The sequence below is a fragment of the Methylosinus sp. is20ea genome (assembly GCF_059718135.1).
Map to the genome: position 1 here is coordinate 3,577,014 of NZ_AP046088.1, position 23,636 is coordinate 3,600,649.

27 protein-coding genes and 1 tRNA gene are annotated in these 23,636 nt (G+C 64.8%); 15 read left to right on the forward strand and 13 right to left on the reverse strand.

The genetic code is table 11. The features are described 5' to 3' along the window. Window position 1: 1 nt before the first annotated feature. Window positions 2–502 (reverse strand): MarR family winged helix-turn-helix transcriptional regulator, encoded by a 501-nt coding sequence (locus tag AC6IY7_RS16665; protein ID WP_497780526.1) that lies wholly within the window; start codon window positions 500–502, stop codon window positions 2–4. A gap of 237 nt (window positions 503–739) precedes the next feature. Here AC6IY7_RS16665 and AC6IY7_RS16670 point away from each other — a divergent pair, with 237 nt between their 5' ends. From AC6IY7_RS16670 to AC6IY7_RS16680, 3 genes are all read left to right on the forward strand, one after another. Further along, window positions 740–1,309 (forward strand): hypothetical protein, encoded by a 570-nt coding sequence (locus AC6IY7_RS16670; protein WP_497780527.1) that lies wholly within the window; start codon window positions 740–742, stop codon window positions 1,307–1,309. 84 nt (window positions 1,310–1,393) lie between these two features. Continuing rightward, window positions 1,394–2,017, forward strand: coding sequence for a copper chaperone PCu(A)C (locus tag AC6IY7_RS16675; RefSeq protein WP_497780528.1), 624 nt, complete (start codon window positions 1,394–1,396; stop codon window positions 2,015–2,017). Between the two features lie 459 nt (window positions 2,018–2,476). After that, window positions 2,477–3,841, forward strand: a complete 1,365-nt coding sequence (locus tag AC6IY7_RS16680; protein ID WP_497780529.1) for a glycosyltransferase family 4 protein — start codon at window positions 2,477–2,479, stop codon at window positions 3,839–3,841. 11 nt (window positions 3,842–3,852) lie between these two features. Here the strand turns inward: AC6IY7_RS16680 and AC6IY7_RS16685 are convergent, their stop codons facing one another. Next, window positions 3,853–5,433, reverse strand: a complete 1,581-nt coding sequence (locus AC6IY7_RS16685; RefSeq protein ID WP_497780530.1) for an OpgD/OpgG family glucan biosynthesis protein — start codon at window positions 5,431–5,433, stop codon at window positions 3,853–3,855. A 72-nt stretch (window positions 5,434–5,505) separates the two neighbouring features. Further along, window positions 5,506–5,736 carry a hypothetical protein gene (locus tag AC6IY7_RS16690; RefSeq protein ID WP_497780531.1) on the reverse strand — a complete coding sequence of 77 codons (231 nt, stop codon included), beginning with the start codon at window positions 5,734–5,736 and terminating at the stop codon, window positions 5,506–5,508. A 208-nt stretch (window positions 5,737–5,944) separates the two neighbouring features. Between AC6IY7_RS16690 and AC6IY7_RS16695 the strand changes: the two genes are divergently transcribed. Genes AC6IY7_RS16695 through AC6IY7_RS16705 form a run of 3 tightly spaced genes read left to right on the forward strand, consistent with a single transcriptional unit; the run spans window position 5,945 to window position 10,454 of the window. After that, the gene (locus AC6IY7_RS16695; RefSeq protein WP_497780532.1) at window positions 5,945–7,750 is read left to right on the forward strand and encodes a trypsin-like peptidase domain-containing protein; all 1,806 of its coding nucleotides are present in this window, start codon (window positions 5,945–5,947) and stop codon (window positions 7,748–7,750) included. 16 nt (window positions 7,751–7,766) lie between these two features. Then, window positions 7,767–8,639, forward strand: coding sequence for a protein phosphatase 2C domain-containing protein (locus AC6IY7_RS16700; protein WP_497780533.1), 873 nt, complete (start codon window positions 7,767–7,769; stop codon window positions 8,637–8,639). A 12-nt stretch (window positions 8,640–8,651) separates the two neighbouring features. Then, window positions 8,652–10,454 carry a serine/threonine-protein kinase gene (locus AC6IY7_RS16705; protein WP_497780534.1) on the forward strand — a complete coding sequence of 601 codons (1,803 nt, stop codon included), beginning with the start codon at window positions 8,652–8,654 and terminating at the stop codon, window positions 10,452–10,454. A gap of 23 nt (window positions 10,455–10,477) precedes the next feature. On the opposite strand, the gene AC6IY7_RS16710 is transcribed toward AC6IY7_RS16705, so the two are convergent. Next, window positions 10,478–10,870 (reverse strand): hypothetical protein, encoded by a 393-nt coding sequence (locus AC6IY7_RS16710; RefSeq protein WP_497780535.1) that lies wholly within the window; start codon window positions 10,868–10,870, stop codon window positions 10,478–10,480. A 123-nt stretch (window positions 10,871–10,993) separates the two neighbouring features. Continuing rightward, entirely contained in the window at window positions 10,994–11,314 is a 321-nt protein-coding gene (locus tag AC6IY7_RS16715; RefSeq protein WP_497780536.1) for a hypothetical protein, read from the reverse strand. A gap of 329 nt (window positions 11,315–11,643) precedes the next feature. Here AC6IY7_RS16715 and AC6IY7_RS16720 point away from each other — a divergent pair, with 329 nt between their 5' ends. Further along, the gene (locus AC6IY7_RS16720; RefSeq protein ID WP_497780537.1) at window positions 11,644–11,787 is read left to right on the forward strand and encodes a hypothetical protein; all 144 of its coding nucleotides are present in this window, start codon (window positions 11,644–11,646) and stop codon (window positions 11,785–11,787) included. Between the two features lie 183 nt (window positions 11,788–11,970). Here the strand turns inward: AC6IY7_RS16720 and AC6IY7_RS16725 are convergent, their stop codons facing one another. Next, window positions 11,971–12,654, reverse strand: a complete 684-nt coding sequence (locus tag AC6IY7_RS16725) for an outer membrane protein (protein ID WP_497780538.1) — start codon at window positions 12,652–12,654, stop codon at window positions 11,971–11,973. A 390-nt stretch (window positions 12,655–13,044) separates the two neighbouring features. Between AC6IY7_RS16725 and AC6IY7_RS16730 the strand changes: the two genes are divergently transcribed. From AC6IY7_RS16730 to AC6IY7_RS16740, 3 genes are all read left to right on the forward strand, one after another. Then, window positions 13,045–13,809, forward strand: a complete 765-nt coding sequence (locus AC6IY7_RS16730) for an SDR family oxidoreductase (RefSeq protein WP_497780539.1) — start codon at window positions 13,045–13,047, stop codon at window positions 13,807–13,809. A 97-nt stretch (window positions 13,810–13,906) separates the two neighbouring features. Further along, window positions 13,907–16,009: an ATP-dependent DNA helicase RecG gene (gene recG, locus AC6IY7_RS16735; protein ID WP_497780540.1), complete on the forward strand. Its 2,103-nt coding sequence runs from the start codon at window positions 13,907–13,909 to the stop codon at window positions 16,007–16,009. 113 nt (window positions 16,010–16,122) lie between these two features. Beyond that, window positions 16,123–16,272, forward strand: coding sequence for a hypothetical protein (locus AC6IY7_RS16740; protein WP_497780541.1), 150 nt, complete (start codon window positions 16,123–16,125; stop codon window positions 16,270–16,272). 32 nt (window positions 16,273–16,304) lie between these two features. Here AC6IY7_RS16740 and AC6IY7_RS16745 read toward each other — a convergent pair whose 3' ends face one another. Together AC6IY7_RS16745 and AC6IY7_RS16750 are read right to left on the reverse strand one after the other, a co-directional pair. Then, window positions 16,305–17,012: a glutathione binding-like protein gene (locus AC6IY7_RS16745; RefSeq protein ID WP_497782868.1), complete on the reverse strand. Its 708-nt coding sequence runs from the start codon at window positions 17,010–17,012 to the stop codon at window positions 16,305–16,307. 46 nt (window positions 17,013–17,058) lie between these two features. Beyond that, window positions 17,059–18,177, reverse strand: a complete 1,119-nt coding sequence (locus tag AC6IY7_RS16750; RefSeq protein WP_497780542.1) for a sensor histidine kinase — start codon at window positions 18,175–18,177, stop codon at window positions 17,059–17,061. A 118-nt stretch (window positions 18,178–18,295) separates the two neighbouring features. On the opposite strand from AC6IY7_RS16750, the gene AC6IY7_RS16755 reads away from it, so the two are divergent. After that, the gene (locus AC6IY7_RS16755; protein WP_497780543.1) at window positions 18,296–18,769 is read left to right on the forward strand and encodes a response regulator; all 474 of its coding nucleotides are present in this window, start codon (window positions 18,296–18,298) and stop codon (window positions 18,767–18,769) included. Here AC6IY7_RS16755 and AC6IY7_RS16760 read toward each other — a convergent pair. Beyond that, complete coding sequence (locus tag AC6IY7_RS16760; protein WP_497780544.1) at window positions 18,763–19,128, reverse strand: hypothetical protein; 366 nt, start codon at window positions 19,126–19,128, stop codon at window positions 18,763–18,765. The genes AC6IY7_RS16755 and AC6IY7_RS16760 overlap by 7 nt on opposite strands. Window positions 19,129–19,313: 185 nt before the next feature. On the opposite strand from AC6IY7_RS16760, the gene AC6IY7_RS16765 reads away from it, so the two are divergent. Then, window positions 19,314–19,610: a DUF1153 domain-containing protein gene (locus tag AC6IY7_RS16765; RefSeq protein ID WP_497780545.1), complete on the forward strand. Its 297-nt coding sequence runs from the start codon at window positions 19,314–19,316 to the stop codon at window positions 19,608–19,610. A gap of 3 nt (window positions 19,611–19,613) precedes the next feature. Here the strand turns inward: AC6IY7_RS16765 and AC6IY7_RS16770 are convergent, their stop codons facing one another. Then, window positions 19,614–19,940 carry a polyhydroxyalkanoic acid system family protein gene (locus tag AC6IY7_RS16770; protein ID WP_497780546.1) on the reverse strand — a complete coding sequence of 109 codons (327 nt, stop codon included), beginning with the start codon at window positions 19,938–19,940 and terminating at the stop codon, window positions 19,614–19,616. Between the two features lie 223 nt (window positions 19,941–20,163). Here AC6IY7_RS16770 and AC6IY7_RS16775 point away from each other — a divergent pair, with 223 nt between their 5' ends. Then, the gene (locus AC6IY7_RS16775) at window positions 20,164–20,430 is read left to right on the forward strand and encodes a hypothetical protein (protein ID WP_497780547.1); all 267 of its coding nucleotides are present in this window, start codon (window positions 20,164–20,166) and stop codon (window positions 20,428–20,430) included. Between the two features lie 157 nt (window positions 20,431–20,587). Here the strand turns inward: AC6IY7_RS16775 and AC6IY7_RS16780 are convergent. From AC6IY7_RS16780 to erpA, 3 genes are all read right to left on the reverse strand, one after another. Then, window positions 20,588–20,663 (reverse strand) — tRNA-Asn (locus tag AC6IY7_RS16780). A gap of 91 nt (window positions 20,664–20,754) precedes the next feature. Further along, the gene (locus AC6IY7_RS16785; protein WP_497780548.1) at window positions 20,755–21,651 is read right to left on the reverse strand and encodes a sugar kinase; all 897 of its coding nucleotides are present in this window, start codon (window positions 21,649–21,651) and stop codon (window positions 20,755–20,757) included. Window positions 21,652–21,683: 32 nt separating this feature from the next. Continuing rightward, complete coding sequence (gene erpA / locus AC6IY7_RS16790) at window positions 21,684–22,028, reverse strand: iron-sulfur cluster insertion protein ErpA (RefSeq protein ID WP_497780549.1); 345 nt, start codon at window positions 22,026–22,028, stop codon at window positions 21,684–21,686. A gap of 114 nt (window positions 22,029–22,142) precedes the next feature. On the opposite strand from erpA, the gene AC6IY7_RS16795 reads away from it, so the two are divergent. Together AC6IY7_RS16795 and AC6IY7_RS16800 are read left to right on the forward strand one after the other, a co-directional pair. Further along, window positions 22,143–23,327, forward strand: coding sequence for a deoxyguanosinetriphosphate triphosphohydrolase (locus AC6IY7_RS16795; protein WP_497780550.1), 1,185 nt, complete (start codon window positions 22,143–22,145; stop codon window positions 23,325–23,327). A 71-nt stretch (window positions 23,328–23,398) separates the two neighbouring features. Beyond that, window positions 23,399–23,620 carry a hypothetical protein gene (locus tag AC6IY7_RS16800; protein WP_497780551.1) on the forward strand — a complete coding sequence of 74 codons (222 nt, stop codon included), beginning with the start codon at window positions 23,399–23,401 and terminating at the stop codon, window positions 23,618–23,620. Window positions 23,621–23,636 lie beyond the last annotated feature (16 nt).

Consider the following 23,636-nt stretch of genomic DNA (forward strand, 5'->3'; position numbering starts at 1 on the left):
ATCAGCTCTGCGCCGGAGCGTGATCGGACGCCTCGCCGCGCTGCTGCGCGTCCGCTTCTTGCGCCGATTGGAAGAGCGGGAGAAAGGAGCTTTTTTCCGCGCGCAGCTTGCGCAGATGCACGAAGGCGAGCTGCGCCAGTCGGCGGTCGCCGAGCGACGTCAGCACGACGAGCGAACGGCGCCGATCGAGCGGATCGTTCTTGCGCTTGACGAGCTTGGCCTGCTCGAGACGCGAGACGAGCTCGGCCGCGCTGTGATCGCGGATCAGCAATTGCTCGGCGAGCTCGCCGACACTGATATGGGCCCCGGCGCGAAAGGTCTTGATGGCGAGCAACGCCTGATAGCGCTGCATGGTGAGGCCGACCGTCGCGGCCGCCTGCTCGCTGAAGGCGAGGAACTGCCGCAGCGCGTAGCGGAAATTGGCGAGCGCGCGAAGCTCCTCCTCCGAGGGGCGGCTGTCGTCGTCGGCTTCCTGAGGGCGGCTCTCGAGCGCCGTCGACATTTTCCTCGCTCCCCCGGATTCTCCGCCGCGATTTTCGGCCAAGCGCACATGATGACCTTCGCCCGGCGCCTGGTCAAGGCGCCCGCCGGGCTTGTCGGCGCCAGAGCGCGCGCAATGGCGTCTTGCATTTATATCGCTATACGATATATATCCATCGTATAACGATGAGTGGCCGAACGGCGGCGGCGCTCGGGCCAAACGCGCGCGCGAATGACGTGCGAAACCGGGAGGAATGCGATGATCGTCCGATTTTTTGCCGCTGTGATTTTCGTGAGCATAGGCTGTGCGACGCAGGCGCAGGCGCATGGGGGCGTCAGCATCGACGATGGCCAATGCAAGATGAAGATCGGGCCCGATCAGATGAACTTCACCGGCTATCAGCCGTTGAAGTCGCGCGAGCAGTTCTGCGACGACATTCCCGATGTCGGCCCGACCATCATCGTCCTCGACGCCGTGCAGGACGAGCTGCGCGACATGAATCTGGAAATTCGCATTCTGCGTGACGTCGGGCAGTCCAGCGACGATGAAAACCTCGAGCACAACACGGAGACCTATGTGCCGGCGAAGAAATATCGCACCGGCACGCTCAATTTCGAATACGACTTCAAGCAAAAAGGCAAGTTCATCGGATTGGTGAAAGCGCGGAACGACGACGGATCGAAAGAATATGTTTCACGATTTCCCTTCTCGGTCGGCGAGACCGAGACGCGCGACATCACGATAGCGACATTTTTTGCCGCGCTGGGACTGGTCGGATTCGGACTCTGGTACAAGAATTCCTTCAAGGCGAAGCCGCCGCGAGCCTGATCGCGGAGGAGCGCTTTTGTCGTAGCGCTTTCGTCGTCATGTAGCGACGCCGCGATCCCGCGGCTCGCCGAAGAGGAGGCGGCCATGTCTATCGATCGACGGCGCGTTCTGTTTTTGACCGGAGGCGCTGCGCTCGCGGCGGGCGGCTTCGGCCTCGCCAATGCGCATGAGTATGAAAAGGGCGGGCTCAAGGTCGAGCATCCCTGGCTGCGCGCGCCGCGCGACGGCGAGAGCGACGCCAATCTCTTCATGGTGGTCTATAACCGCGGTGACGCCGCCGATCGTCTGATCGGGGTAAAATCTCCTCAGATCGGCGGCTTCGATCTGCATGTCGCCCCCCAGTTCGCCGTTGTGGCAGATGCGATTTTCTTCCCCAACAGCTCGAAAGTGACTCTCGCGCCCGGCGGCTCCTTCATCCATCTCTCCGGCATCAAGAAGATCAATCCGGTCGGCTGGGGATTCGAGCTCACGCTGGTGTTCGAGAAGGCCGGAGAAATGCAGATCGACGCGGCGATCGACGCGCCCGACGCCACGCATGCGCATGATGCGGAGGCGATGGAGCGGTGGGAGAAGGCGAATGGTCGCGGCGCCGCAGATACGCCTCGAGAGAGTGATACGCCTCGAGAGGATCATCGCTCGGGCCATGAGGAGTTGAAGGGTCCGGGCGAGGCTCGGCCGGACGCTGGCGAGCCGCAACAGGCGCAGTGAGCCGTTTTCCGGACCTGCTCGAAAAATTAACTTGCGCGCGACGAAATATGTCGCCATTCGATAGATAAGCTGCGACGTCTCGACGCCTCTGCACGCAGCCAATTCGAAAAAAACGAGCGGCGGCGTCTAATGGAGAAGAAAATGGCTCTGCAGACTTCTGGGAAGGACATCGTCAAGTCTCTGGCGTGGTTCATCGGCGCGATCGCTCTGATCCTGACCCTGGTCCACTACGCGCCCATCATTTCGCACGGGGCGTTCTGAGCGAGACGCTCTCGCTTGCGCTACGCCGGCCGCGATCCGTCAGCGATCACGGCCGGCGTTTTCGCATCCGAGGCGCTCTCGGCCGGGCGCTCTTCGCCGGGCGCTCTTGGCCGCGTGCGCGCTTCGGCGACACGGCTATTTGGATTAGCTCGACCCTGCCGTTATTGTCTGCGACGACGATAGAGAGGTCGCGGACATATGGTCGAAAGAACAACGGGCGATGGCCAAATCGAGGCCTATCTGCTGCAGGAAATGAAGGCGGAGATCGACGAGCTCGCGCTCAGCGAGGTCGATGATTTTACGAAATTCGTCTATGCCCGCGCCCGTGAGTTTTATTGGACGTTGACGCGCCTGCTCGGGCTCGGCCGCCTGCACGACGGCGTGTGGCGCAAGCCGGGCGGCGAAAAGGCGACGGCGTGGCGCATGGCCCTGACGGGCGATATTCCCGCGCCCGCGACGAGCGCGCGGCTGCTCATCGATATGACGGCCACTCATCGCACCATCGGCCGAACCGGCATTCAGCGCGTCGTGCGCGAGATCGCGTGCGCCATGGTCGAGAGCGGCGCCGGAATTCCCGTTTTCATGGAGGACGGGCGGCTTTTTTCCCATTTCACCCATGAGAATCTGCCCGATGAGGTGACGCCTGCGGCCGGCGACAAATTTCTGCTGCTCGACGCCGGCTGGCATCTCACCGCGGAATATTCGCAGATGATCGATCGGGTGGCGCTGGCGGGCGGCGAGACGATCGGCTGCCTCTACGACCTCATTCCGCTGCTCTATCCGTCGGTGGTGACGAATTCGGCGCATCTCGCCTTTGCGGAATGGTTCGATCTGCTCGTTCGAAAAAGCGACGCGATCATCGGCATTTCCAAGGCCGTCATCGAGGATTTCGAGGCCTATGCGCGCGCGAGGCCTTTGCTCGTCAAGCCTGGATTACGGCTCGGCTGGTGGCCGCTCGGCGCGGATTTTCGGGCGCCCGGCGAGGCGCCGTCGGCGCGCGCCGTCCAGGCGGCGGCGGGCGTTCAGCCGCTCTTCCTCGGCGTCGGCACGCTCGAGCCGCGCAAAGGCCATGCGATCGCGCTCCGCGCCTTCGACCGCTGGTGGAAGGAGGGCGCCGACGTCCGCTATGTCATCGTCGGCTCGAAGGGCTGGAATGTGCGGTCTCTGGAACGACGCATCGTCGAGCATCCCGAATTCGGCCGGCGCCTGTTCTGGCTGCAGGGCGCGAGCGACGCCGATCTTCGCTATCTCTACGAGCGCACGCGTGCGCTGGTGTTTCCCTCGATCGCGGAAGGCTTCGGCCTGCCGCTCGTCGAGGCCGCGCATTTCGGCGCGCGCGCGATCGCCAGCGACATTCGGGTCTTCCGGGAGGTCGGCGGCGAGTGGGTCTCCTATTTCGAGCCCGGCGACAGCGACGCTCTGCTGGCCCGCATGAAGGAGGCGCTCGCCGCGCCGGCCCCCGCCCAGGCCTGCGACATATTGTCCTGGCACCGGTCCGCAGAGGCGCTGGCGCGCATTCTGAACGAGGGCGACTATCCCTCGCGGCTCGACGCGGCGCGCTGAGCGCAGCGCCTTCAGAACGGGTGATATTGATAGAGCCAGTTCTCCGACAGCACGTCGTCCTTGTGCTTCAAAAAGATCCGTATCTCGACAGGATCATTCCCTTCGACGGTGAGATCGAATTGCGCGCGCCAATGGCCGGGCACGCCGTCGAAGACCGCCTCCGTGTAGATGTAGGAGAAGCTTCCGCGCGAGGACCACAGCACCGGCTCGGGCTTCACGCCGAAGGGCAGGCGTTCGAGCGGGCCGCCCAGAAACTCCACCATGAATTTGCGCACGCCCTTGGGGCGCGCCTTGCCGGGCTGGCCGCCATTGCCGAGCCGCGTCGCGACGCAGCGCGCGAGCGGCGTCGGGTCGGGCTCGTCGGCGAGCCAATGGAGACGATAGGAGAAATCGAAGGAGGCGCCGGGGACGGCGGGCTTCTCGGGAACCCACATGGCGACGATATTGTCGTGGATCTCGTCATCCGTCGGAATTTCGACGAGCTGCACGGCTCCCTTGCCCCAATCGCCCTTGGGCTCGATCCACACGCTCGGGCGGCGATCGTAGAACACGCCGTCGAGATAATGATCGAAATTGCGGTCGCGCTGCAGCAGGCCGAAGCCTTTCGGATTTTCATCCGAGAAGGCGGAGGCCATCACGCGATCGGGATTGTTGAGCGGACGCCACAGTCTTTCGCCGCGGCCGGTCCACATTGCGAGCCCGTCGGAATCATGCACCTCCGGCCGCCAATCGACGGCGGTCGGCTTTTTGGTTTCGGAGAACCAATACATGGAGGTGAGCGGCGCTATGCCGAAGCGAATGAAGCTCCCGCGCAAATGCAGCGAGCAGTCGACATCCATCACCACGCCCTTGCCGCGCTTTGCGAGAATGCGAAAGGCGCCGACGATGGAAGGGCCCTCGAGCAAAAGATGCAGCGTCAGTCCGTCCTCGGTCTCCGGGCCGATATAGACATTCGTGAAGTCGGGGAATTCCTCCGGCCGGCCAGAGACCCATGTGTCGAGCGCGACGCCGCGCGCCGAGAGTCCGTATTGGCGCAATGCGCCGATGGCGCGGAAATAGGACGCGCCGAGAAAGGCGACCCAGTCGTTCTTGCGCCAGTCGAGCGGGCCGTCCTTCGGCTCCTGGATGCGGAAGCCGGCGAAGCCGGCTCCCGGCGGCAGCCGGCGCGCGATCGAATCCTCCGGCATGTCGAAATATTTCGGATTGTAGAGCACCTCGCGCGCCTGGCCGCCTTCGACCGCATACATGCGGACGGCCTTTTTGAAGAACATGCCGAGGTGGAAGAATTCGACCGGGAAACGCCCGGCGCCGGTGGTGAGCGCGTAATTCGTGTCGTAGCTGATCTTGCCCCAGGCCTCATAGTCGATCTTCGAGGTGATCTCGGGATCGGGCTGGCTCGGCGGCCGAAACGGCTCGGCGACGCGGCGACGCGCCGTCTCCTTCAGCCGCTCGAAGGAAAAGGGCTCGGGCGCCCCGAGATCGAGGCGGCCGGAAACGGGCTGGGCGTGGGCGTCGGTCGCGCCCGCTGCGCCGAGCGCGCTCGTGGCCGCCGCGGCCTTGAGGAAGGAGCGGCGATCTGTGTCGTCGATCATGTGGGGAACCTCGCAGCGCTAAGGGAGCGTCGGTCGTCGGCCGAAGGCGCGTGAGATCAGCGAATCGGCAACTCAGCGTATCGGTTCATGGCGGACGGCCGTGCGCATGAAGAAATACAGGCCGACGAAACCCGCCAGCGCGAAGACGATCTCGAAAATGCGGCTCACGGCCGGGTCGAGCTGAAACAGGCCGCCGAGCGCCCAGCCGGCGGCCCAGGAGGCGCCGACGAGCTCGGTGCCGACCAGGATCGCGACCGCGACCAGCGTCGACAAATGCACTAGGTTCAAGGGCTTCTTGCTCATCAGGCGAAGGACTCCGCGCTCATCGTCCAGCGCGAACGTGCTATACGATCGGGCCGCCCGGCGCAAGTCGGCCAGCGCTCGCGCCGACGAAGTCCTCTTGCTAGCCGGCTCGGGCCGCTGGTATTCTGTAAATCGAGGCGACATAGGCGCATTTTTTTGTTTTTTCGCGCGCCGAGGCAAAGTCGCGGTTTTTTTCAGGGGCGGGGCTATGGGTGGAGTCGTCGAGCGCGTCGTCATTCGACATTTGTCTGGGTCGAAGGCCAATCAGATAGAACAGCTTCCGATTGGCGATCTCCAGGAGATCACCATCGGCCGTGATCCGACCTCGAAAATCGCTTTCGACCCCACCATAGACGGGGTGGTCAGTCGCCAGCACGCCGTGATCCGCATCGAAGGCGAGGGCGACAACGCGAAATTCAAGCTCATCGATCTCAACAGCAGCAACGGCACTTTTCTCAACGGCCAGCGCATCTCGCAGGAGGCCGAGCTGCTGCCCGAGGACAAGATCGAGCTCGGCGGCGCGAAAGGACCGAAATTCACCTTCGATCTGCAGCCGCGCCCCGCCAGCTTCGCGGCGCGCACGCGCGTCATCGGCATCGACGATTCGGCCGCGACGCGGCTGATCGAGACGGCGCAGACGGCGGCCTCCACCGCCGTCGCCGAGATCACCTCTTCCACGACGTCGGCGCCGCCGCACAAGGCCGGGGTCGGCCATGAGACCGTGCAGCGGCTGATCGTCGAGGAGCGCCGCTCCGTGAGCCGCACCTGGGGCGCCGTGGCGGCGGGTCTCCTCGCCTTCATCGCGCTTGGCGGCGGCGCCGTCTATTGGAAGCAGATCAAGGACGACGAGCGTCATCAGGCGGAGCTCGCCGACGTCAAGGCCGACACCAAGCATGTCGACCAGCGCACGGCGGCTATCCAGGGCGAGGTGAAGACCAATCTCATCGGCATGACGCCGCTCGACATCTACAACAAATACGCCAACGCCACCGCGCGCATCGATTTGCGCTGGCGTCTCTTCGACACGCAGACCGGCAAGCCGATCTTCCATCAGACGTTCAAGATCGGCAAGGACACGCTGCCGGCCTATGTGCGCCTGCCCAATGGCAAGGTGGTGCGCTGGCTGACGCTCGAGGACGATCAGCGCTCCAATCTGCAGATCGCCGGCGCGGGACACGGGTCCGGATTCGTCGTCAACGAGCAGGGCTATCTGCTCACCAACAAGCATGTCGCGGCCGGCTGGAAGGTGACGTACGACACGTCTCGCTTCGGCTTCGTCTTCGATCTCGGCGGCGGCCCGGGCGCGAAGAACGCCAAATTGCGCAAATATGGCGTCATCGATCTCGAATCCGACGATTATAGCGATTTGAACATGTGGGTCCCGGAAGCGGGCGGCGTCATTTTCCCGTCGAGCGTCGCCATCCCGATCGGCCGCAACAATATTCCGGACATGACCCGCAATGAGCAGCGCACATTCGAGGGCCGCAACGAGCAGCTCGAGGTGCGTTTCCCCGGCGCGCGGCTCGGCGTCAACGCCACTCTCGTGCGCGCTTCGGCCGATTCCGACGCGGCGCTCATCAAGATCGACTCGCCGCAGATATTGGACAAGGTCGAGCTCGCCGACGACGACACGGTGACGATCGGCGAGAAGGTCATCGTGCTCGGCTATCCGGGCATTTCGGTGGAGAATGTCCAACGGCAGGTCACGGTGGAGAACGGCCTGACGCGCATTCAGAACGAGGTCATTCCGGAGGCGACGGTGACGGACGGCATCGTCTCGAAACTGTCGACCGGCTTCAAGGAGAAGGACGGCGTGACGCTGACCAGCGCCGGCGAGCGCATTCAGCTCTCCGTGCTGGCGACGGGCGCCGGCAATAGCGGCGGTCCGGTGTTCAACTCGAATGGCAAGGTCATCGGCCTATTCACCTATAGCCGCAGCCGCGGCGACGCGCGCGTGACGCTCGCCGTGCCGATCAAATTCGGGCGGGACCTGCTGCGCGCGCAGCGCAACTGATCGAAGGTCGGGGACAATGGCGACGGGCCTCGAGGCTCCATTGGGCGCATTCCGCGTCGTCGGCGCGATGCGGACGGATGTCGGCCGCGTGCGCTCCTCCAATGAGGACAGCGTCGCCTTTGTCGCGCCGGCGCCGGACGCGCCGGAAGCGAAATCGGGCTATCTCGCCATCGTCGCCGACGGCATGGGCGGCCACGCCGCCGGCGAGGTGGCGAGCGCTCTCGCCACGGAAGTGGTGCGCCGCGTGTTCTACTCGCTCGACGTCGAGCCGCCGCGCGCGCTGAAGGCGGCGTTCGACGCCGCCAATCGCGCGATCTTCGAGCAGAGCGAGCGCGAGCCCGAATGCAAGGGAATGGGCACGACCTGCACCGCCGTCGTCATTCGTGACGGCAGGCTGTGGCTCGCCCATGTCGGCGACAGCCGCGCCTATGTCGTCCGGCGCGGCGAGGTCACGCAGCTCTCCGACGATCAGACGCTCCATGCGCAATTGGTGCGCGACGGCGTGATGACGCAGCAGGAGGCCGATCGCAGCCCCGGCGGCAATGTCATTCTGCAGGCGGTCGGAACGCGCAAGGAGGTCGCGCCGACGATCTGGTCGGAGGGCCTGCCGCTCGAGGCCGACGACGCGATCGTCTTGTGCTCCGACGGCCTCTCCAATCTCGTCTCCGAGGCGGAACTGGCCGCGATCATTCCCGAGCGCGCGCCGCAGGAATCCTGCCGTCTGCTGGTGGACGCCGCCCTCGCGGCGGGGGGGCACGACAATATTTCGGTCGGCGTGTTTCGCATCGTCGCGCAGCCGCCCGGCGCGCGCGCCGATCAGGCGGCGACACAGAAGATTTCAGTCGTCGCGGACGGCGCGCCGCCGACGCGCGTCATCGTCGTTCGATAGAGGCATAGTGTCATGAGCGACCAGAGAATGATCGGCCATTACCGGATCGTCGAGCTGCTCGGCTCCGGGGCGATGGGCAAGGTGCATGTCGCATTCGACACTTTCATCGAGCGCGAGGTCGCGATCAAATCGCTGCGCGCCGAGCTGACCCAGGATCCCGAATTCGTCGGGCGATTCAAGGCGGAGGCGCAGAGCCTCGCGCGTTTGAATCATCCGAACATCACGACGCTCTATTCGCTCCTGCCCGATGGCAATGAGCTCTACATGGTGATGGAGCTGGTGCGCGGCCGCGCGCTCGACGATGTGCTGCGCGAGCGCGGCGGACCGCTCGGCGTCAAGGAGAGCCTCGCCATTATCGCGCAGGCCGCCGACGGCGTCGCCTATGCGCATCAGATGGGCGTGATCCATCGCGACATAAAGCCGTCCAATCTGATGATCGGCAATGACGGGCGCGTGAAGATCATGGACTTCGGCATCGCCCGCGTGCAGGGCAGCGTGCGCATGACGCGCGCCGGCACGGCGATCGGCACGCCGCTCTATATGGCGCCGGAGCAGCGCCGCGGCAGCGAGGGCGACGAGCGCAGCGATCTCTATTCGCTCGCCGTCGTGCTCTATGAGATCCTCTCGGGCGCGCCGCCTTTCGCCGGGCTCGACGAGGTCGAGCTGCTGCAGGCGCAGATCGGCAAGGACCCGCCGCCGCTGGTGCCGCGCGTTGCGGGCGTGTCGCCGGAGCTGGAAGCCGCCATCATGAAGGCGCTCGCCAAGCGGCCCGAGCAGCGCTATCCGTCGATCCGCGCCTTCAGCGACGCGATCGGCGCGACGGCCCTGCGCGTCGACGCGACGGCGATCGTGCAGAGCCCCGCCCATCTGCTCGACAGAGCGACGCAGACCGCGAGCGCCGGCGCCGCGGCCTCCTTGCCCTCCGTCGCTCTCGCCGTCGCCCGGAGCCGCTCGACCTCGCTGGTCCGGCGCTTCAAATCGTTTCATCCGGCGTTGCAGGGCGTGTCGGTGGCGATCGTCGCCTTTGCGGCCGTCGCGCCGCTGCTGTTCGGCGGCGGTGGGGACGACTCCGGAGCAAAGAAGCGCGATGAGCGAATAGAGCGCGACCGACGCGCGGCGGAGCCCGAGATCGATCGTCGGCAGACGGCGAAGACTTATGATTACGGTCAGATCGGCGAGATCAAGCCGGTGCGAAACGAGATCGACCGACCGGCATTGTCGACCAATGACGCGCCGGCCAAGCCCAAATGCAATGAGGGCTTCAGCATAGCCGATTGCCAGCCGTCCACCGTGCCGGGCCAGAAGACCGCCACTGTCGAGAAAGCCTCGCTCGGCTCGTCCGGAACGGTCGCCGATTTACGCCGCGCGGTGAAGGAGAAAGAGTTCGATCACGCCTTTGCGATCGGCGAGCCGCTCGCCGAGTCGGGCGAAAGAGAGGCGCAATTCATCGTCGGCATGATTTCGCTGAAAGGGCAGGGGCGTCCCCAGCATCTTCCCACCGCCTTCAAATGGATCAAGAAGTCCGCCGAGAAGGATTTTCCCGATGCGCAGGCGATGCTCGGCAATATGTATCAGAACGGCGACGCGGAGGGCGGCGAGAATCTCGGCGAGGCCGTTCGCTGGTTCATGAAGGCGGCGGAGCAAAACAACGCCCGCGGCCAGTTCTGGCTGGGCAAGGCCTATGAGAAGGGCGTGCCCAATATTCTGAAGAAGGATGTGAAGAAGGCCGGCGATCTCTATCGCCTCGCTAAGGCGCAGGATTTTCCCGGCGCCGCCGACGCTCTGGAGGCGCTCCGCAAATCGGGCAAATATTGATCGACGCGCTTCGGCGGGGTTTTTCAGTAATCCGCCTTGCCGAGCCCGGTCGCGCTGCTATTGGCGCCGCCGCCCGTATCGCCGCCGCCTCCGCCCCCATTGCCGCCGCCGCGGCGACTGCGTCGCGAGGCCTGGCGGGAGCCGCCGCCTCCGCCGCCGTGATGGTGGACGGCCTGACGCGGGGGACGGCGCGTGCGATAGGGATAGCCTCCGCCGCCGTGATACCCGCCGCCGGTCGGGCCGAGATGCAGCCGGAAGGGGCCGAAGCCGATATATTGCGCCTCGGCGGAGCTGGCGTCGAGCGCGACGATCGGAAGCGCGAACAATCCCGCCAGCAGCGCGCGACGGGAGAGTTTCGGCGACGTCTCCGAACCGGATTCGTCGCCGTGAAATTCGCCATTATGTTTGTCGATCATCTTCGCCAGCCTGAAAAAATTTCGACTTGAACTATCAGGCGCGGCCTCGACATTGTCAAACGCGTAATCGAGTCGCGCGGCGCGGCGCGCTCCGAGGCGTCGCGCCGCGCTCGCGGCTCCGATCTACCAGCCCCAACCGCCGTAGCTCGCCCCCACGAGTCCATAGCCCGCGCCATAGCCGTACGGGTAGGCGTACCCATATGAATAGGCGGGGTAGGCGATCACCGGCGTCGCCACCACCTCGGGCTGGGCCACATAGACGGTCCGGCGCTCGACGATGCGCTGCACATAGCTCGTCCTGTGCTCGCATGGCGGCGGCTCATATTCGGTTCTCTCTTCGCACACTTGCCGACAATGCTTTTCCTTGGCGACGGCGGCGTCGACGGCGAGCGGGCCGACGACGAGCGCCAACACGACCGCCGACAATCTGACGACTGTGCTCATGGTGCGATCTCCTTCGTCCATGCTGCGAAAGAACGCGCGTGTGTTGCCGCGATCTTTCCGAACGAGATTGAACTAGGTCGCCAAATGGCGTCGGCGAGAGGCGCGCGTCTTTCGATGCGCGGCGCATTCGTCGCCGTGATCAATTTCTCTTTTGACGAAAATCAAAATTATTCGTGTTGCTGCGGTTGCGCGTTGCTGCGGTTGCGGGCTGCTGCGGTTGTTTGACGCTGCGGCGACGCGCGCGCTCGTCGCACGCGTGATCGAATGCCTAATCTCTCATGCAAGCTTGGCGTCTCGAAATATCGCACAGGCGACTGGAGGAACCGGCAATGTCCATTTACGGAGCCAATGATCCGATCGTTTTCACTTTGCTCGCGGAGGCCGTGGTGATCACCGTCGTCGCCGTGTCGATCGTCGCCTATCTGCTTTTCAGAGCCGGTTCTCGCGCATTGACCAAGCCGCACGCTCATTGAGCGGCTCGAAATCCGCGTCGATGGCGACGCGCGGGAATGAAGGACGCCGACCCCGCTCTCTCGGCGGGATCGGCGCGCACATCTAGAGTCTTTCCGTGTTTCATTGAAACGCGGAAAGACTCCAGGCTTTTGTTTCGACGCATTTCCAACGCCGAACCGGCGTCCACTTCGGCTTGAAACGCTCTAGAAGTGATAGTTGACGCCGCCGCGGATCGTCGACGTATCGATATTCGTCTGCAGCGAATTGGCCGAGAAATCGAAATAGCGATCGCCGCCGACCGAGGTGAAGAGATATTCGGCCTTGGCGGAGAGATTGGGCGCGAGGCCGAATTCTATGCCGGCGCCGAGCGCCCAGCCGGCGAGGAATTTCGACTGCTGGCCGTAGAAGCCTTGGAACGCATTGTTCACGCTCGCCGTCGTGTTGCTGCCGGCGAAGCCGCCGGTGACGAACAGCAATGCGCGATCGACAGTGACGCCGGCACGCGCGCGAATGGTGAGCGTGTTGTCGACGGAGCCATTGCCGGAGACGCCGACGAAAGGCGAGCGGCCGTCCTTCGAGCTGTTGAAATCGAAGTCCGCTTCGACGCCGACGAGGAAATTCGGAGCGAAGGTGAGATTATAGCCCGCCGTGCCGCCGACGACCCATCCATTCGGGTCGCCCAGCAGATTCTTGCTGCCGTTCTGGAACGCGCCCAGCGCATAGCCCCCGTTGATGCCGAGGTAGAAGCCCTGCCAGGTGAAGGCGGGCGGCGGGCTGTAATAATCGGCGGCGGGCGCCGAGCGCCGCGGCAGATCGGCGGCGAGGGCGGATGCGCCGGCGCAGAGCAGGGCGGGCGCCAGCAGCGCGGGAAGCAGCATAGGTCTCATCGAACTCGACTCCACATTCGCGCGCCTTCGGGGCCTTCGGCTCGCGGTCACAAAACTCGGCGCGGGCGAGGGGCAAGGCCCAGCCAGAGCTCAGTCGAATTAAAATCGTTCACGTTAACGGAACCTTGCGCCGCCCGAGCCCGTGCTCGTCTCAAAGCAAAACCGGCGCGCCGCTCAATGTATTGATTATGTCGAAACCATGATATATTTAGAATTAACCGATATTTTCATGTTCTCATCGATCGAATCTTAGATCATCCTATCGCAAACGGCCGCTCAGATTGCCTAATAATGTGTAAAATCGCCTGAGGTTACGTCTCGATCGCGCATTGACCTCGGCGCTGCGGCGTGAGAATTGCCTTGCTCGCGAGGACGATGGGGATTCGAGCGATGAGCGCAGGCGGTTCGGGGCCGGTTCTGGTGACCGGCGCGGCGCGACGGATCGGATTGGCGATCGCGGCGCGGCTGGCGCATGCCGGACGTCCCGTGGTGCTGCACGCCTCGCGCCGCTCCGTCGAGGAGGCCGAGCTCGCCGCCGAGGCGATCCGTTCCAAGGGTGGCCGCGCGGCGGTGGTCGGCGCCGATCTCGCCGACGCGCGCGAGACGCAGGACCTCATGGGCTTCGCCGCGCGCCAATTCGGGCCGATAACGCTGCTCGTCAACAATGCGTCGGTGTTCGAGCTCGATGCGGCGCAGGATTTCACGGTCGATGTGCTCGACCGGCAATTCGCCGTCGATCTGCGCGCGCCGCTGCTGCTGGCGCGCGACATGGCGGCGCAATTGCCGGAGGACGCCGAGGGGGCGATCGTCAATATCGTCGATCAGCGCGTGTTTCGGCCGACGCCACGCTATTTCACCTATACGCTGGCGAAGTCCGCTCTGTGGACGGCGACGCGCACCATGGCGCAGGCCTTCGCGCCGCGCATTCGCGTCAACGCCGTGGGGCCGGGGCCGGTGTTTCCCAACGCCGTGCATGGGCAAAAAGGTTTCGAGACGGAGGCGCGCGGAGTCCCACTGCGCCGCGCGGCCGATGTTTCGGGCGTCGTCGACGCGGTGGTCTATCTCGCCGAGGCGCGCAGCGTCACCGGGCAGATGATCGCCGTGGACGGCGGCCAGCATCTCGCCTGGGAGACGCCGGACGTGCTGCCGGATTAGCGCATTCCGCTCGAACGGAATCGTTCGAGCGATCAGAATTCGCGCCAGCGTGCAGAGCGACATGACAAAGCGTCTCCGATGAGGGAAAAGGCGCTTTATGCGTCCCTCGATCCTCGATCCTCTGTTCGGCCGCGCCGCCGCCCTTCCCGGGATCGGCCCGAAGACGGCCAAGCATTTCGACCGGCTGCTGGCCCGGCCGGGCAAGGAAACGCGTCTCGTCGACGTGCTGTTTCATCTGCCGATCAATCTCGTCGATCGCAGCCTGCGCCCGACCATCGCCGAGGCGCCGCAGGATCGCGTGGTCGTGCTGAAGGTGCGCGTCACCGAGCATCGCAAGCCGCAGGGGCGCAATTCCAAGGCGCCGTTCAAAGTCCATGTCGAGGACGACACCGGCGACGCCGAGCTGGTTTTCTTCCTCTCCAACGCCGATTGGATCGAGCGTAGCCTGCCCATCGGCGCGACGCGCTGGGTCTCCGGCAAGATCGAGCTCTATGACGGGCGCCGGCAGATCGTGCATCCCGACCGCGTGCTGGACGAGGCGGGCCTCGCCAAGCTGCCGCCGGCCGAGGCGGTGCATGGCCTCACGGAAGGCTTGCAGGAGCGCTTCGTGCAACGCGCCGTCGCGGGGGCGCTGGAGCGTCTGCCCAAGCTGCCGGAGTGGCAGGACGCCTCCGTGCTGGCGGCCAACGGCCTCCCCGATTTCGCGACGGCGCTCGCCGCGGCGCATCACCCGAAATCGCCGGCCGATATAGAGCCTATGAGCAAGGCGCGCCAGCGTCTCGCGCTCGACGAATTGCTGTCGCAGCAATTGGCGCTGCGGCTCATTCGCTCCAAAATGCGCCGCGAGCCGGGCCGCGAGAGCGCCGGCGACGGCCGCATCACGCGCGTCATAGAGGCGGCGCTGCCTTATGCGCTCACTGGCGCCCAGCAGCGCGCGCTGGTCGAGATACGCGAGGATTTGGGCTCCTCGCGGCGCATGTTGCGGCTGCTGCAGGGCGATGTCGGCGCCGGCAAGACCATTGTCGCGCTGCTGGCCATGGCGAGCGTCGTCGAATGCGGGCGCCAGGCCGCGCTGATGGCGCCGACGGAAATTCTCGCGCGCCAGCATTACGAGCGCCTGCTGCCGCTGGCCGAAGGCGCGGGATTGCGCCTCGCCCTGCTCACCGGAAGGGCCAAGCCGTCAGAGCGCGCGCGCCTCTATGAGACGATCGCGGCGGGCGGCGTCGATATCGTCATCGGCACGCATTCCCTGGTGCAGGGCGAGCTCGCCTTCGCCGATCTCGGCCTCGCCGTCGTCGACGAGCAGCATCGCTTCGGCGTGCAGCAGCGTCTTGCGCTCGGCGCCAAGGGCGAGAGCGTCGATGTTCTGGTGATGACGGCGACGCCCATTCCGCGCTCGCTGGCGCTCACCTATTTCGGCGATATGGACAGCTCAATCCTCGACGAGAAGCCGCCCGGCCGCTCGCCCATAGAGACGCGGGCGCTGCCGGTCTCGCGCATCGGCGATGTGGTGGAGGGCGTACGCCGCGCTCTGGCTTCGGGCGCGCGCGTCTATTGGGTCTGCCCGCTGGTCGAGGAGAATGAGGATCTGGACCTCGCCGCCGCGCAAGACCGTCATGAAGATCTCACACGCATATTCGGCGAGATCGTCGGCCTCGTTCACGGCCGCATGAAAGCCGCCGAGCGCGACGCCGCCATGGAGGCGTTCAAGGAGGGCGCGACGCGCATTCTCGTCGCCACCACGGTGATCGAGGTCGGCGTCGACGTGCCCGAGGCGACGGTCATGGTGATCGAGCACGCCGAGCGCTTCGGCCTCGCGCAATTGCATCAGCTGCGCGGGCGCGTCGGCCGCGGCTCCGGCAAATCCTCCTGCCTGCTGCTCTACAGGGGTCCGCTCGGCGAGACGGCCAAGGCGCGGCTCGTGATGCTGCGGCAGACGGAGGACGGCTTCCGCATCGCCGAGGAGGATTTGCGCCTGCGCGGGGAGGGAGAAATTCTCGGCGCGCGGCAATCGGGCCTGCCCGGCTTTCGCCTCGCCGATCTTACCGCTCATGCGCGGCTGCTGGCGACCGCGCGCGACGACGTCGAGCTGATCCTGCGCCGCGATCCCGAGCTGTCGAGCCCCCGCGGCGAGGCGCTCAGGGTTCTGCTCTATCTCTTCGAGCGCGACGAGGCGGTGAAGCTGCTGCGGGCGGGATGAGAGCGCCGGCCCTTTATCGAAAGCGCCATTGCGCGTAAATTCCGGACCGACGCCGTTGCGGCGGCGAAAAATGAAAAAAAGCGGACCGCGAGCGTCCGCAAAGGGAGAGCGAATTGTCCTATCTGCAGACGATCTGGAGCCATCTGTCGTGGAGCGACAAATGGGTCCTCGCCATCAATGTGTTTCTCGTCGTCGTCTTCTTCGCGTCGTGGCGGAACAAGAAGCGCCGCCTCGCGCAAGAGGCCAAGAAGCGCGGCGAGTGAGCGCGGTGACTGAGCGCGGCGAGTGAGCGCGTTCAGCCGGCGCCGCCAATGCTCGCCGCCGTCTGGCCGAAGAGAATTTTTCGCTCCTCCTCCGTGAATCCGTCGCGCGGGCGGGAGACAGCCTCGCCTTTCGCATAGGCGCGCTCGACCGCCGGCCGCGCGCGGATCGCCTCGAACCACCGCTTCAGGCTCGGAAAATCATCGAGACTCTGTCCCTGCCGTTCATAGGGAACGATCCAGGGATAGGCGGCCATGTCGGCGATGGAATAATCGTCGGCGAGGAAGTCGCGTCCCGCGAGCCGCCGCTCCATCACGCCATAGAGGCGATTGGTCTCGTTCACATAGCGATCGATCGCATAAGGGATCTTCTCCGGCGCGTAATTGCGGAAATGATGATTCTGCCCGGCCATGGGGCCGAGGCCGCCGACCTGCCAGAACAGCCATTCCAGCGTTCGCGCGCGGCCGCGCAGATCGCTCGGCAGAAAATGGCCCGTCTTCTCGGCGAGATAGACGAGGATGGCGCCGGATTCGAACAGCGAAACCGGCGCGCCGCCGTCGGCCGGCGCATGGTCGACGATCGCCGGCATGCGATTATTGGGCGAGATGGCGAGAAAGGCCGGAGCAAATTGCTCGCCTTTGGATATGTCCACTGGGACGATCCGATAGGCCAGTCCCGCCTCTTCGAGAAAAATCGTGATCTTGTGGCCATTGGGCGTAGGCCAATAGTGGAGGTCGATCATCATCGTGTCTCCGCGTGGGGATGAGTAGCCGGCAAAGTGCGACTTCCTACTCCTTATCGCCGACCTTTCCCATCGGAATTGCGACATAGAAAGTCGAGCCTTGTCCCGGCTGCGATGCGACCGAGAGCCGCCAGCCATGACGGTCGGCGATGGATTTGCAGATCGCCAGGCCGATGCCTGTGCCGGGATAGCGGCCCTTGGGATGCAGCCGCTTGAACGGCTCGAAGACGAGCTGCTCGTATTTGCTCTCGAAGCCAATGCCATTATCGGCGAAAGCGACGACGATCTCGCGCTCGTTCTGCGTCGTCGAGACGACGATCTCCGGCGCGCAATCCTGCTTGCGATATTTGAGCGCGTTGGAGACGATATTATGCGTGAGCCGCGCGAATTGCGAGCGATCGGCGCGAAAGGCGACATGCGGCGCCTCTATGCGGAGCCGCGCGCCGGTTTCGGCGACTGTCTCGGAGAGATCGTCGATCGCGAGCTCGATTTCCTCGCGTAGATCGAGCTCCTGGACATTCTGCGCGTCATTGATGGCGCGGGAATAGGTCAAGAGATCGTCGACGAGCTCGCGCGCGCGCAGCGCGGAGGAGCGCATGACGCTGTTGGCGTAGGTCATGTCGGTCTGGTTCGCGGAGGAGATCGCCTGCTCGAGAATGTCGGAGAAGGCGGCGATCTTGCGCAGCGGCTCCTGTAGATCATGGGAGGCGACATAAGCGAATTGCGCGAGCCGCTCATTGGCGCGCTCGAGCTCCGCCGCGCGCTGCGACAGCGCATTCTCGGCCTCGCGCCGCGCGGTGATGTCCAGCACGGTCGCGAGCACGACGGGGCCGTCCTCGCTCTCGATCGGCGTCAGCCCGATCTCGACCGGAAACTCGCTGCCGTCGCGGCGCGTCGCCTTGAGATCGCGGCCGACGCCCATCGGCCGCTTGCTCGGATGCGCCAAGAAGCTCTGGCGCAAGGAGGAATGCGCCGCGCGCATGCGCGCGGGGACCAGAATATCGATGGACTTCCCGACCAGTTCGTCGCTACGATAACCGAACATATGCTCGGTCTCCGCATTGACGAATTGGATGAGGCCGTCGGCGCTGCTGACGATCATGGCGGCGGGCGCCGATTCCACCGCGAGGCGAAACTGATCCTCGCCTATGCTGTCGAAGCTCATTCTCGCACCCCTTGTCGCGCGCATTTGATACGCTCGTCGGCTGCGCGCGGGGCGGCCGCATCCTATTTAGGAAACAGAGTCGGAAGAAACGAGCGCAATCGAGAAGATGGGGAGTCCCATGTCCGCTGTCGAGACGAAGAACCGGGCTTGCCGCGTTTTAATCATCGAGGACGATCAGGACGACGTCTTCCTGTTCAAGCGAGCCCTCGATTCCGTGCGCTCCATATTGGAGCGCGAAATCGAATGCGAGCAGGTGGACAATGGCCTCGACGCGATCTTTCTGGTCTCGCGCGAGGAGATCACCGACAAGCTTCCGGATGTGCTGGTGCTCGACCTCAACATGCCGCGGCTCGACGGGGTGAAGTTTCTGAAGTCGCTGCGCCGCTCGCTGCTGCTCAAGGATCTGCCGGTGTTCGTGCTGACGACCTCCACCGCCCCCTCGATCCATGAGGAGGCGATGCGCGCCGGCGCCGACAAGGTGTTCGTCAAGCCCAATGACGCCGAGGCGCTGCTGGCCATAGCGCTCGAGATCGTGAGCTCGGCGCTGGAGCGCCGCGGCGGCGGGGAGGGCGCTGCGCCGACGCTTCAGTAATACCAGAGGCCATCATGCAGCCCGCGCGGCGATTGCGGCGGCGCGGGGCGGTATGGCGGATTGTCGTAATCGCCCGAATAGCCGCCGCCATAGCCGTAATTATAGCCCCCGTTCGGGGCGCCCTGAGGGCCGCTCGCGTTCTGGCCGGCGGACTGCCTGTGGCGATGGCGCCGGCGCTGCTCGGCGAGACGCTCGCGTCCTTCCCAGAGATCGTGGCGCTCCTGCGCGGCCTGCGCGCGCGGGGAGGGCTGGACGCCCCCGTCGCGGGAACGCATGGCGCCCAAAGGCTCCGCCGCCGCCGAACCAGCGAATGCGACGGCGCCTGCGACGATCGACGCGACGAGCAGGGCTTTCGACATGGGACGTCTCCGATTGCGAATCGAGGCGCAGTCTAGACCATGGCGCGGTGAATGGTCGGCGCCGGGGCCGGACGTGGTTAAGCGGGCATGTCGCGCCTCTCCGCGCTGCAAGACTTTCTTCAACCTTTGCTGGAAATCTCGCGCCTTCCGCGATGTGACGCGGGAACTCCCTTTGGAGCGGCGCCATGACGACGCGTGGTCCGGTCGGCGACAACGCCGGCGTCGAGAATCGACGCGAATTCGCGAGCCTGCCTCCGGCGACGACGCGCTGGGTGGCGCGCCGCAAAGCCGAGGTGGTGGCGGCGGTGCGGAGCGGGCGGATCTCGCTCGACGAGGTCTGTCGGCGCTATTCGCTCACCAGAGACGAGTTCGAGGCCTGGGCGAGCTTCATCGATCGCCATGGCGTCGACGGCCTGCGCACGACGCGCCTGCAATATTATCGTCGTCGCGCGGCGCGGCCGGCCGCCGGCGAGCGGCGCTGAGCCTCAGCGCTCCGGCTTGCGCTCGATCTGCAGCGCCTCGCCGGCTCTATGGGCGAGCGCGGATTGGATGCGGCCGGTGAGCGCGGCGAGAAGCCACGGCAGCAAGACCTCTATGCGCAGCGAATCGGCCAGCACGTCGATTCGCGCCTGCATCGCATGGCCGAAGGCGACGACCTTCAGATCGGCCGCATTTTCGGTCCAGGCGACCTCGGAATGTGCGAGCTTGTCCACAAAGTCCCGTCGCAGCTGGTCGAGACCGGCGGCGACGCGCGCCCGCGCGGTCTCGACTCCGAGATCGTGCGAGACGGTGACAACGATGGTTTTTTGCATGGCGGGGCTCCCGTGCCGCCAATCTAGGCGCCGAGGAGCGAAATTCCCAGGGGCGATGTCCGAAGCTGGGGTCTCGCTCGCGCAGCTGTGAATAGCGTGGCTCACGATTACAAATGTATCATCAAATATAAGCACAGTTAAATGAAAATAGCATCTATTCGATCGCTGTGGCGTCAAAAGCCGCAAATGAGCTCGAAGTTCGAAATTAAAATGGAGATAAGGCATGATTGTAGACATTAACAGTGATATAGCACAAATATGTGACGAGCTAGATACGGTAAAATTTAGCGACATCAGAGAATTTATCGAAGGTGAAAGAGGTAGGCGTATGGTGGACGATATTCTGCTTGCGATATCCGTCAATACATCGTCCGTGATCATCGTCGCCGCCAAGGCGTGTCACGGAAATCCGCAGCATGCGGCGCTTTATATGCTGTCGGCGATCATGGGACAGGTGCACGCAGTGCTCTCAGACCCGGACGATTTCTGACGCAAAAGCGGCGCAGGCTCCGTCGTGGAGGGCGGCGGGGCTAGTGAACGAAAGAAGATTTCACCATTCGACGTCGTCGGCCGTTCGGGTCGCGATGAACGCGCCGGCGTCGAGGCTTCGCCTGCGAAGGTGGCGAATTTCGGGGGAAAATGGCGATTGGCTCCCCGAGCAGGACTCGAACCTGCGACCCAGCGATTAACAGTCGCTTGCTCTACCGGCTGAGCTATCGGGGAACGGTGGCGGGCATATAGCAAGCTCTACGCACTCTTGCCAAGCCCTGTTCGCGACCTTTCCGGATTTCCTTCCGGACTCTCCACAAGCCATTCAATCGGCAGGCGGAAAAAGCGCGAGTGTCGCGACTATGTCATTCTGCGACGGCAGGCCCGCCTCATTGCCCAAATGCTGGATCTTGAAGCCCGACGCCGCCCGCGCGAAGCGGAAATGCTCGCGCCAAAGCGCGTCCGGCCGCTCCAGATAGGAGGCCATATAGGCGCCGTGGAACACGTCGCCGGCGCCCGAAGTGTCCACAATTCGCTCCGCCGGCACCGGCAGGGAGGGGAGGCGCTGCACCTCGCCGCTCTCGTCGTACCAGAGCATTCCCCTCTCGCCATTGGTGACGCCGCCGATTCGGCATCCCTTGCTCTTGAGAAAGGCCAGCATGTCCGCCTCCGACAGCGACATCTGCTCGCAGAGCCGTTCGGCGACGATGGCGACGTCGATGAACTCCAGCAGCTCGGTGATGCCCGGCCGCAGCGCGCCGCCGTCGAGCGAGGTCAGCGCGCCGATCTCGCGGCAGGCGCGCGCGTAATGGAGCGCGGCGTCGGCGATATGCCCGTCGCTGTGCAGGGCGCGCAGGCCGGATGTGTCGAGACGCGGGAACTCCTCGAGGAAATTCCCGTCGCGGGCGCGCAGGATCGCGCGCTTGCCCTCCTTGGGCAGAACGAAGGACAGCGAGGAGCGCCGCACCCGTCGCGGATGCACGCGAATCCCATAGGTGGCCGCCATATCCATGAACATATGGCCGAGCCAGTCGGGCGCGAGCTGGGTCAAAAGATCGACGCCCTCGCCGACGAGCTTGGCGCAGGCGAAGGCGGCGGTCACCGCATTGCCGCCGAAGGAGACGGCGTAATCCTCCGCCACATCCTTCTCGTCGCCCTTGGGCATGACATGCGTGCGCATGGTGACGTCGATATAAGAGTGGCCGATGAACAGAGATTGCAAGCCAGGGCTCCGAAAAGGAGGGCGCGCCGGATTTAGACCGAGAAGCTCGAGCCGCAGCCGCAGGAGGCGGTCGCCTTCGGATTCTCGACGCGGAAGGACTGGCCCATCAGATCCTCGACATAATCGATGCGCGCGCCGGCGATATAGGTGACGGAGACCGGATCGACGACGATTTTCGCCCCGTCGCGTTCTATGGCGACGTCCTCGGGCTTCGGCGTTGTCTCGACCGTGTAGGCGTATTGCAGGCCGGAGCAGCCGCCGCCGTCGACCGCGAGGCGCAACGCCGCGCCCGCCTCTTCGCCGGCGAGAATGGCGAGGACGCGCTTGGCGGCTCGCTCGCTCATCTCCACTTTGGCAATCGTTCCGGATTCGCTCATTTCGACACGGCCTTCCTTCTTCCGGCCTCGTCCCTTGCGCTGCGTTGCGCGGCCGGGATATGCGAAACCAAGATATGGCCGCTTGCGCGACCTTGCAATGACAGGAGCCGACGATTGGCGATCCCCGCTTCCGGCCGCGCCCCTTACGCCAGCGATCCCGCGGCCTCGCGCGGGCGCTTGTTTCCCGAATCGGCGTCGCCGACGCGCAGCGAGTTCCAGCGCGATCGCGACCGCATCATCCATTCGACGGCCTTTCGTCGCCTCGCGCATAAGACGCAGGTCTTCGTGCCGCTCGACGGCGATCATTTCCGCACGCGGCTGACCCATACGATAGAGGTGGGGCAGATCGCCCGCGCGCTCGCCCGGGCGCTGGCGCTGGACGAGGATCTCGCCGAGGCGGTGGCGCTCGCCCATGATCTCGGCCATACGCCCTTCGGCCATGCCGGCGAGCATGCGCTGCAGCGCTGCATGGAGGCCTATGGCGGCTTCGACCACAACGCCCAGGCGCTGCGCGTCGTCACTCTGCTCGAGCGCCGCTACGCCCGCTATGACGGGCTGGACCTGACCTTCGAGACGCTGGAAGGCCTCGTTAAGCACAATGGCCCTGTGCGCGGCCCGCGCGCGAATCGGGCGCTCGCTCCCTATGTGGCCGAGTTCGACGCGTTGTTTCCGCTGGAGCTCGACACATTCGCCGGGGCCGAGGCGCAGGCGGCGGCGCTCGCCGACGATATCGCCTATGACGCCCATGACATAGACGATGGGCTGCGCGCGGGCCTGTTCTCGCTCGAGGACATTGCGAGCGTTCCCTTCATCGGCGTGATGCTGGACGAGATAAGGGCCGTCTATGGGGACCTCGAGCGGACGCGGGTCATTCACGAGCTGGGCCGGCGCGTCATCACCCGATTCGTCGAGGACGCCATCATCCAGTCGGAAAAGCGCCTGCGGCTGGTTTCGGCGCGGAGCGTCGAGGATGTGCGCCGCGCCGGTGTCGCGACCGTGGCCTTTTCGCCGCCCATGGCCGAGGCCGACCGCTCGATCAAGGCCTTTCTCTTCCCGCGCATGTATCGGCACGAGAAGGTGGTCGGCGTCTGGGACCGCGCCGAGCAGGTGATCTCGCGGCTCTTCCCGGTCTATTTCGACGATCCCGGCCAGATGCCGCCCGAATGGGCCGATCTCGCCAGCGCCGAGCAGGGCGCCGCGCGGGCCCGGCATATCGCCGATTATATCGCCGGAATGACCGATCGTTACGCGCTCGGCGAATACCGCAAGCTGTTCGGCGAGAAAATGTCGCTCGGCTGAGGGCGGACCGCAACGCGCCTTGACGGAGCCCTTCCCGCGCCCGACCTCCTGGCTCTGACCGGGAGGCTCCCATGCTCGTCATCGAATTCGTCGGCGCCGCTCCAGAGGGAGCGATTGCTCAGGTCATCGACCGGATGAACACCGACATCAGCGACGTGCACAAGGCCGTCACGCATGCCAAGTCACTGTTTGCGAATGTGATCGTTCAGCGCACGCATAAGCCTCTGCCGCACGGCTTCCGCATATTGGACGGCGACGGCAGGGAAGTCGCGAGCTGGAGCATAGACGAATGATCTGCCAATGAAAAAT

Coding starts and splice junctions, on each gene's coding strand:
- AC6IY7_RS16665 (WP_497780526.1), bottom strand. CDS start 502: ATGTCGACGGCGCTCGAGAGCCGCCCTCAGGAAGCCGACGACGACAGC.
- AC6IY7_RS16670 (WP_497780527.1), top strand. CDS start 740: ATGATCGTCCGATTTTTTGCCGCTGTGATTTTCGTGAGCATAGGCTGT.
- AC6IY7_RS16675 (WP_497780528.1), top strand. CDS start 1,394: ATGTCTATCGATCGACGGCGCGTTCTGTTTTTGACCGGAGGCGCTGCG.
- AC6IY7_RS16680 (WP_497780529.1), top strand. CDS start 2,477: ATGGTCGAAAGAACAACGGGCGATGGCCAAATCGAGGCCTATCTGCTG.
- AC6IY7_RS16685 (WP_497780530.1), bottom strand. CDS start 5,433: ATGATCGACGACACAGATCGCCGCTCCTTCCTCAAGGCCGCGGCGGCC.
- AC6IY7_RS16690 (WP_497780531.1), bottom strand. CDS start 5,736: ATGAGCAAGAAGCCCTTGAACCTAGTGCATTTGTCGACGCTGGTCGCG.
- AC6IY7_RS16695 (WP_497780532.1), top strand. CDS start 5,945: ATGGGTGGAGTCGTCGAGCGCGTCGTCATTCGACATTTGTCTGGGTCG.
- AC6IY7_RS16700 (WP_497780533.1), top strand. CDS start 7,767: ATGGCGACGGGCCTCGAGGCTCCATTGGGCGCATTCCGCGTCGTCGGC.
- AC6IY7_RS16705 (WP_497780534.1), top strand. CDS start 8,652: ATGAGCGACCAGAGAATGATCGGCCATTACCGGATCGTCGAGCTGCTC.
- AC6IY7_RS16710 (WP_497780535.1), bottom strand. CDS start 10,870: ATGATCGACAAACATAATGGCGAATTTCACGGCGACGAATCCGGTTCG.
- AC6IY7_RS16715 (WP_497780536.1), bottom strand. CDS start 11,314: ATGAGCACAGTCGTCAGATTGTCGGCGGTCGTGTTGGCGCTCGTCGTC.
- AC6IY7_RS16720 (WP_497780537.1), top strand. CDS start 11,644: ATGTCCATTTACGGAGCCAATGATCCGATCGTTTTCACTTTGCTCGCG.
- AC6IY7_RS16725 (WP_497780538.1), bottom strand. CDS start 12,654: ATGAGACCTATGCTGCTTCCCGCGCTGCTGGCGCCCGCCCTGCTCTGC.
- AC6IY7_RS16730 (WP_497780539.1), top strand. CDS start 13,045: ATGAGCGCAGGCGGTTCGGGGCCGGTTCTGGTGACCGGCGCGGCGCGA.
- recG (WP_497780540.1), top strand. CDS start 13,907: ATGCGTCCCTCGATCCTCGATCCTCTGTTCGGCCGCGCCGCCGCCCTT.
- AC6IY7_RS16745 (WP_497782868.1), bottom strand. CDS start 17,012: ATGATCGACCTCCACTATTGGCCTACGCCCAATGGCCACAAGATCACG.
- AC6IY7_RS16750 (WP_497780542.1), bottom strand. CDS start 18,177: ATGAGCTTCGACAGCATAGGCGAGGATCAGTTTCGCCTCGCGGTGGAA.
- AC6IY7_RS16755 (WP_497780543.1), top strand. CDS start 18,296: ATGTCCGCTGTCGAGACGAAGAACCGGGCTTGCCGCGTTTTAATCATC.
- AC6IY7_RS16760 (WP_497780544.1), bottom strand. CDS start 19,128: ATGTCGAAAGCCCTGCTCGTCGCGTCGATCGTCGCAGGCGCCGTCGCA.
- AC6IY7_RS16765 (WP_497780545.1), top strand. CDS start 19,314: ATGACGACGCGTGGTCCGGTCGGCGACAACGCCGGCGTCGAGAATCGA.
- AC6IY7_RS16770 (WP_497780546.1), bottom strand. CDS start 19,940: ATGCAAAAAACCATCGTTGTCACCGTCTCGCACGATCTCGGAGTCGAG.
- AC6IY7_RS16775 (WP_497780547.1), top strand. CDS start 20,164: ATGATTGTAGACATTAACAGTGATATAGCACAAATATGTGACGAGCTA.
- erpA (WP_497780549.1), bottom strand. CDS start 22,028: ATGAGCGAATCCGGAACGATTGCCAAAGTGGAGATGAGCGAGCGAGCC.
- AC6IY7_RS16800 (WP_497780551.1), top strand. CDS start 23,399: ATGCTCGTCATCGAATTCGTCGGCGCCGCTCCAGAGGGAGCGATTGCT.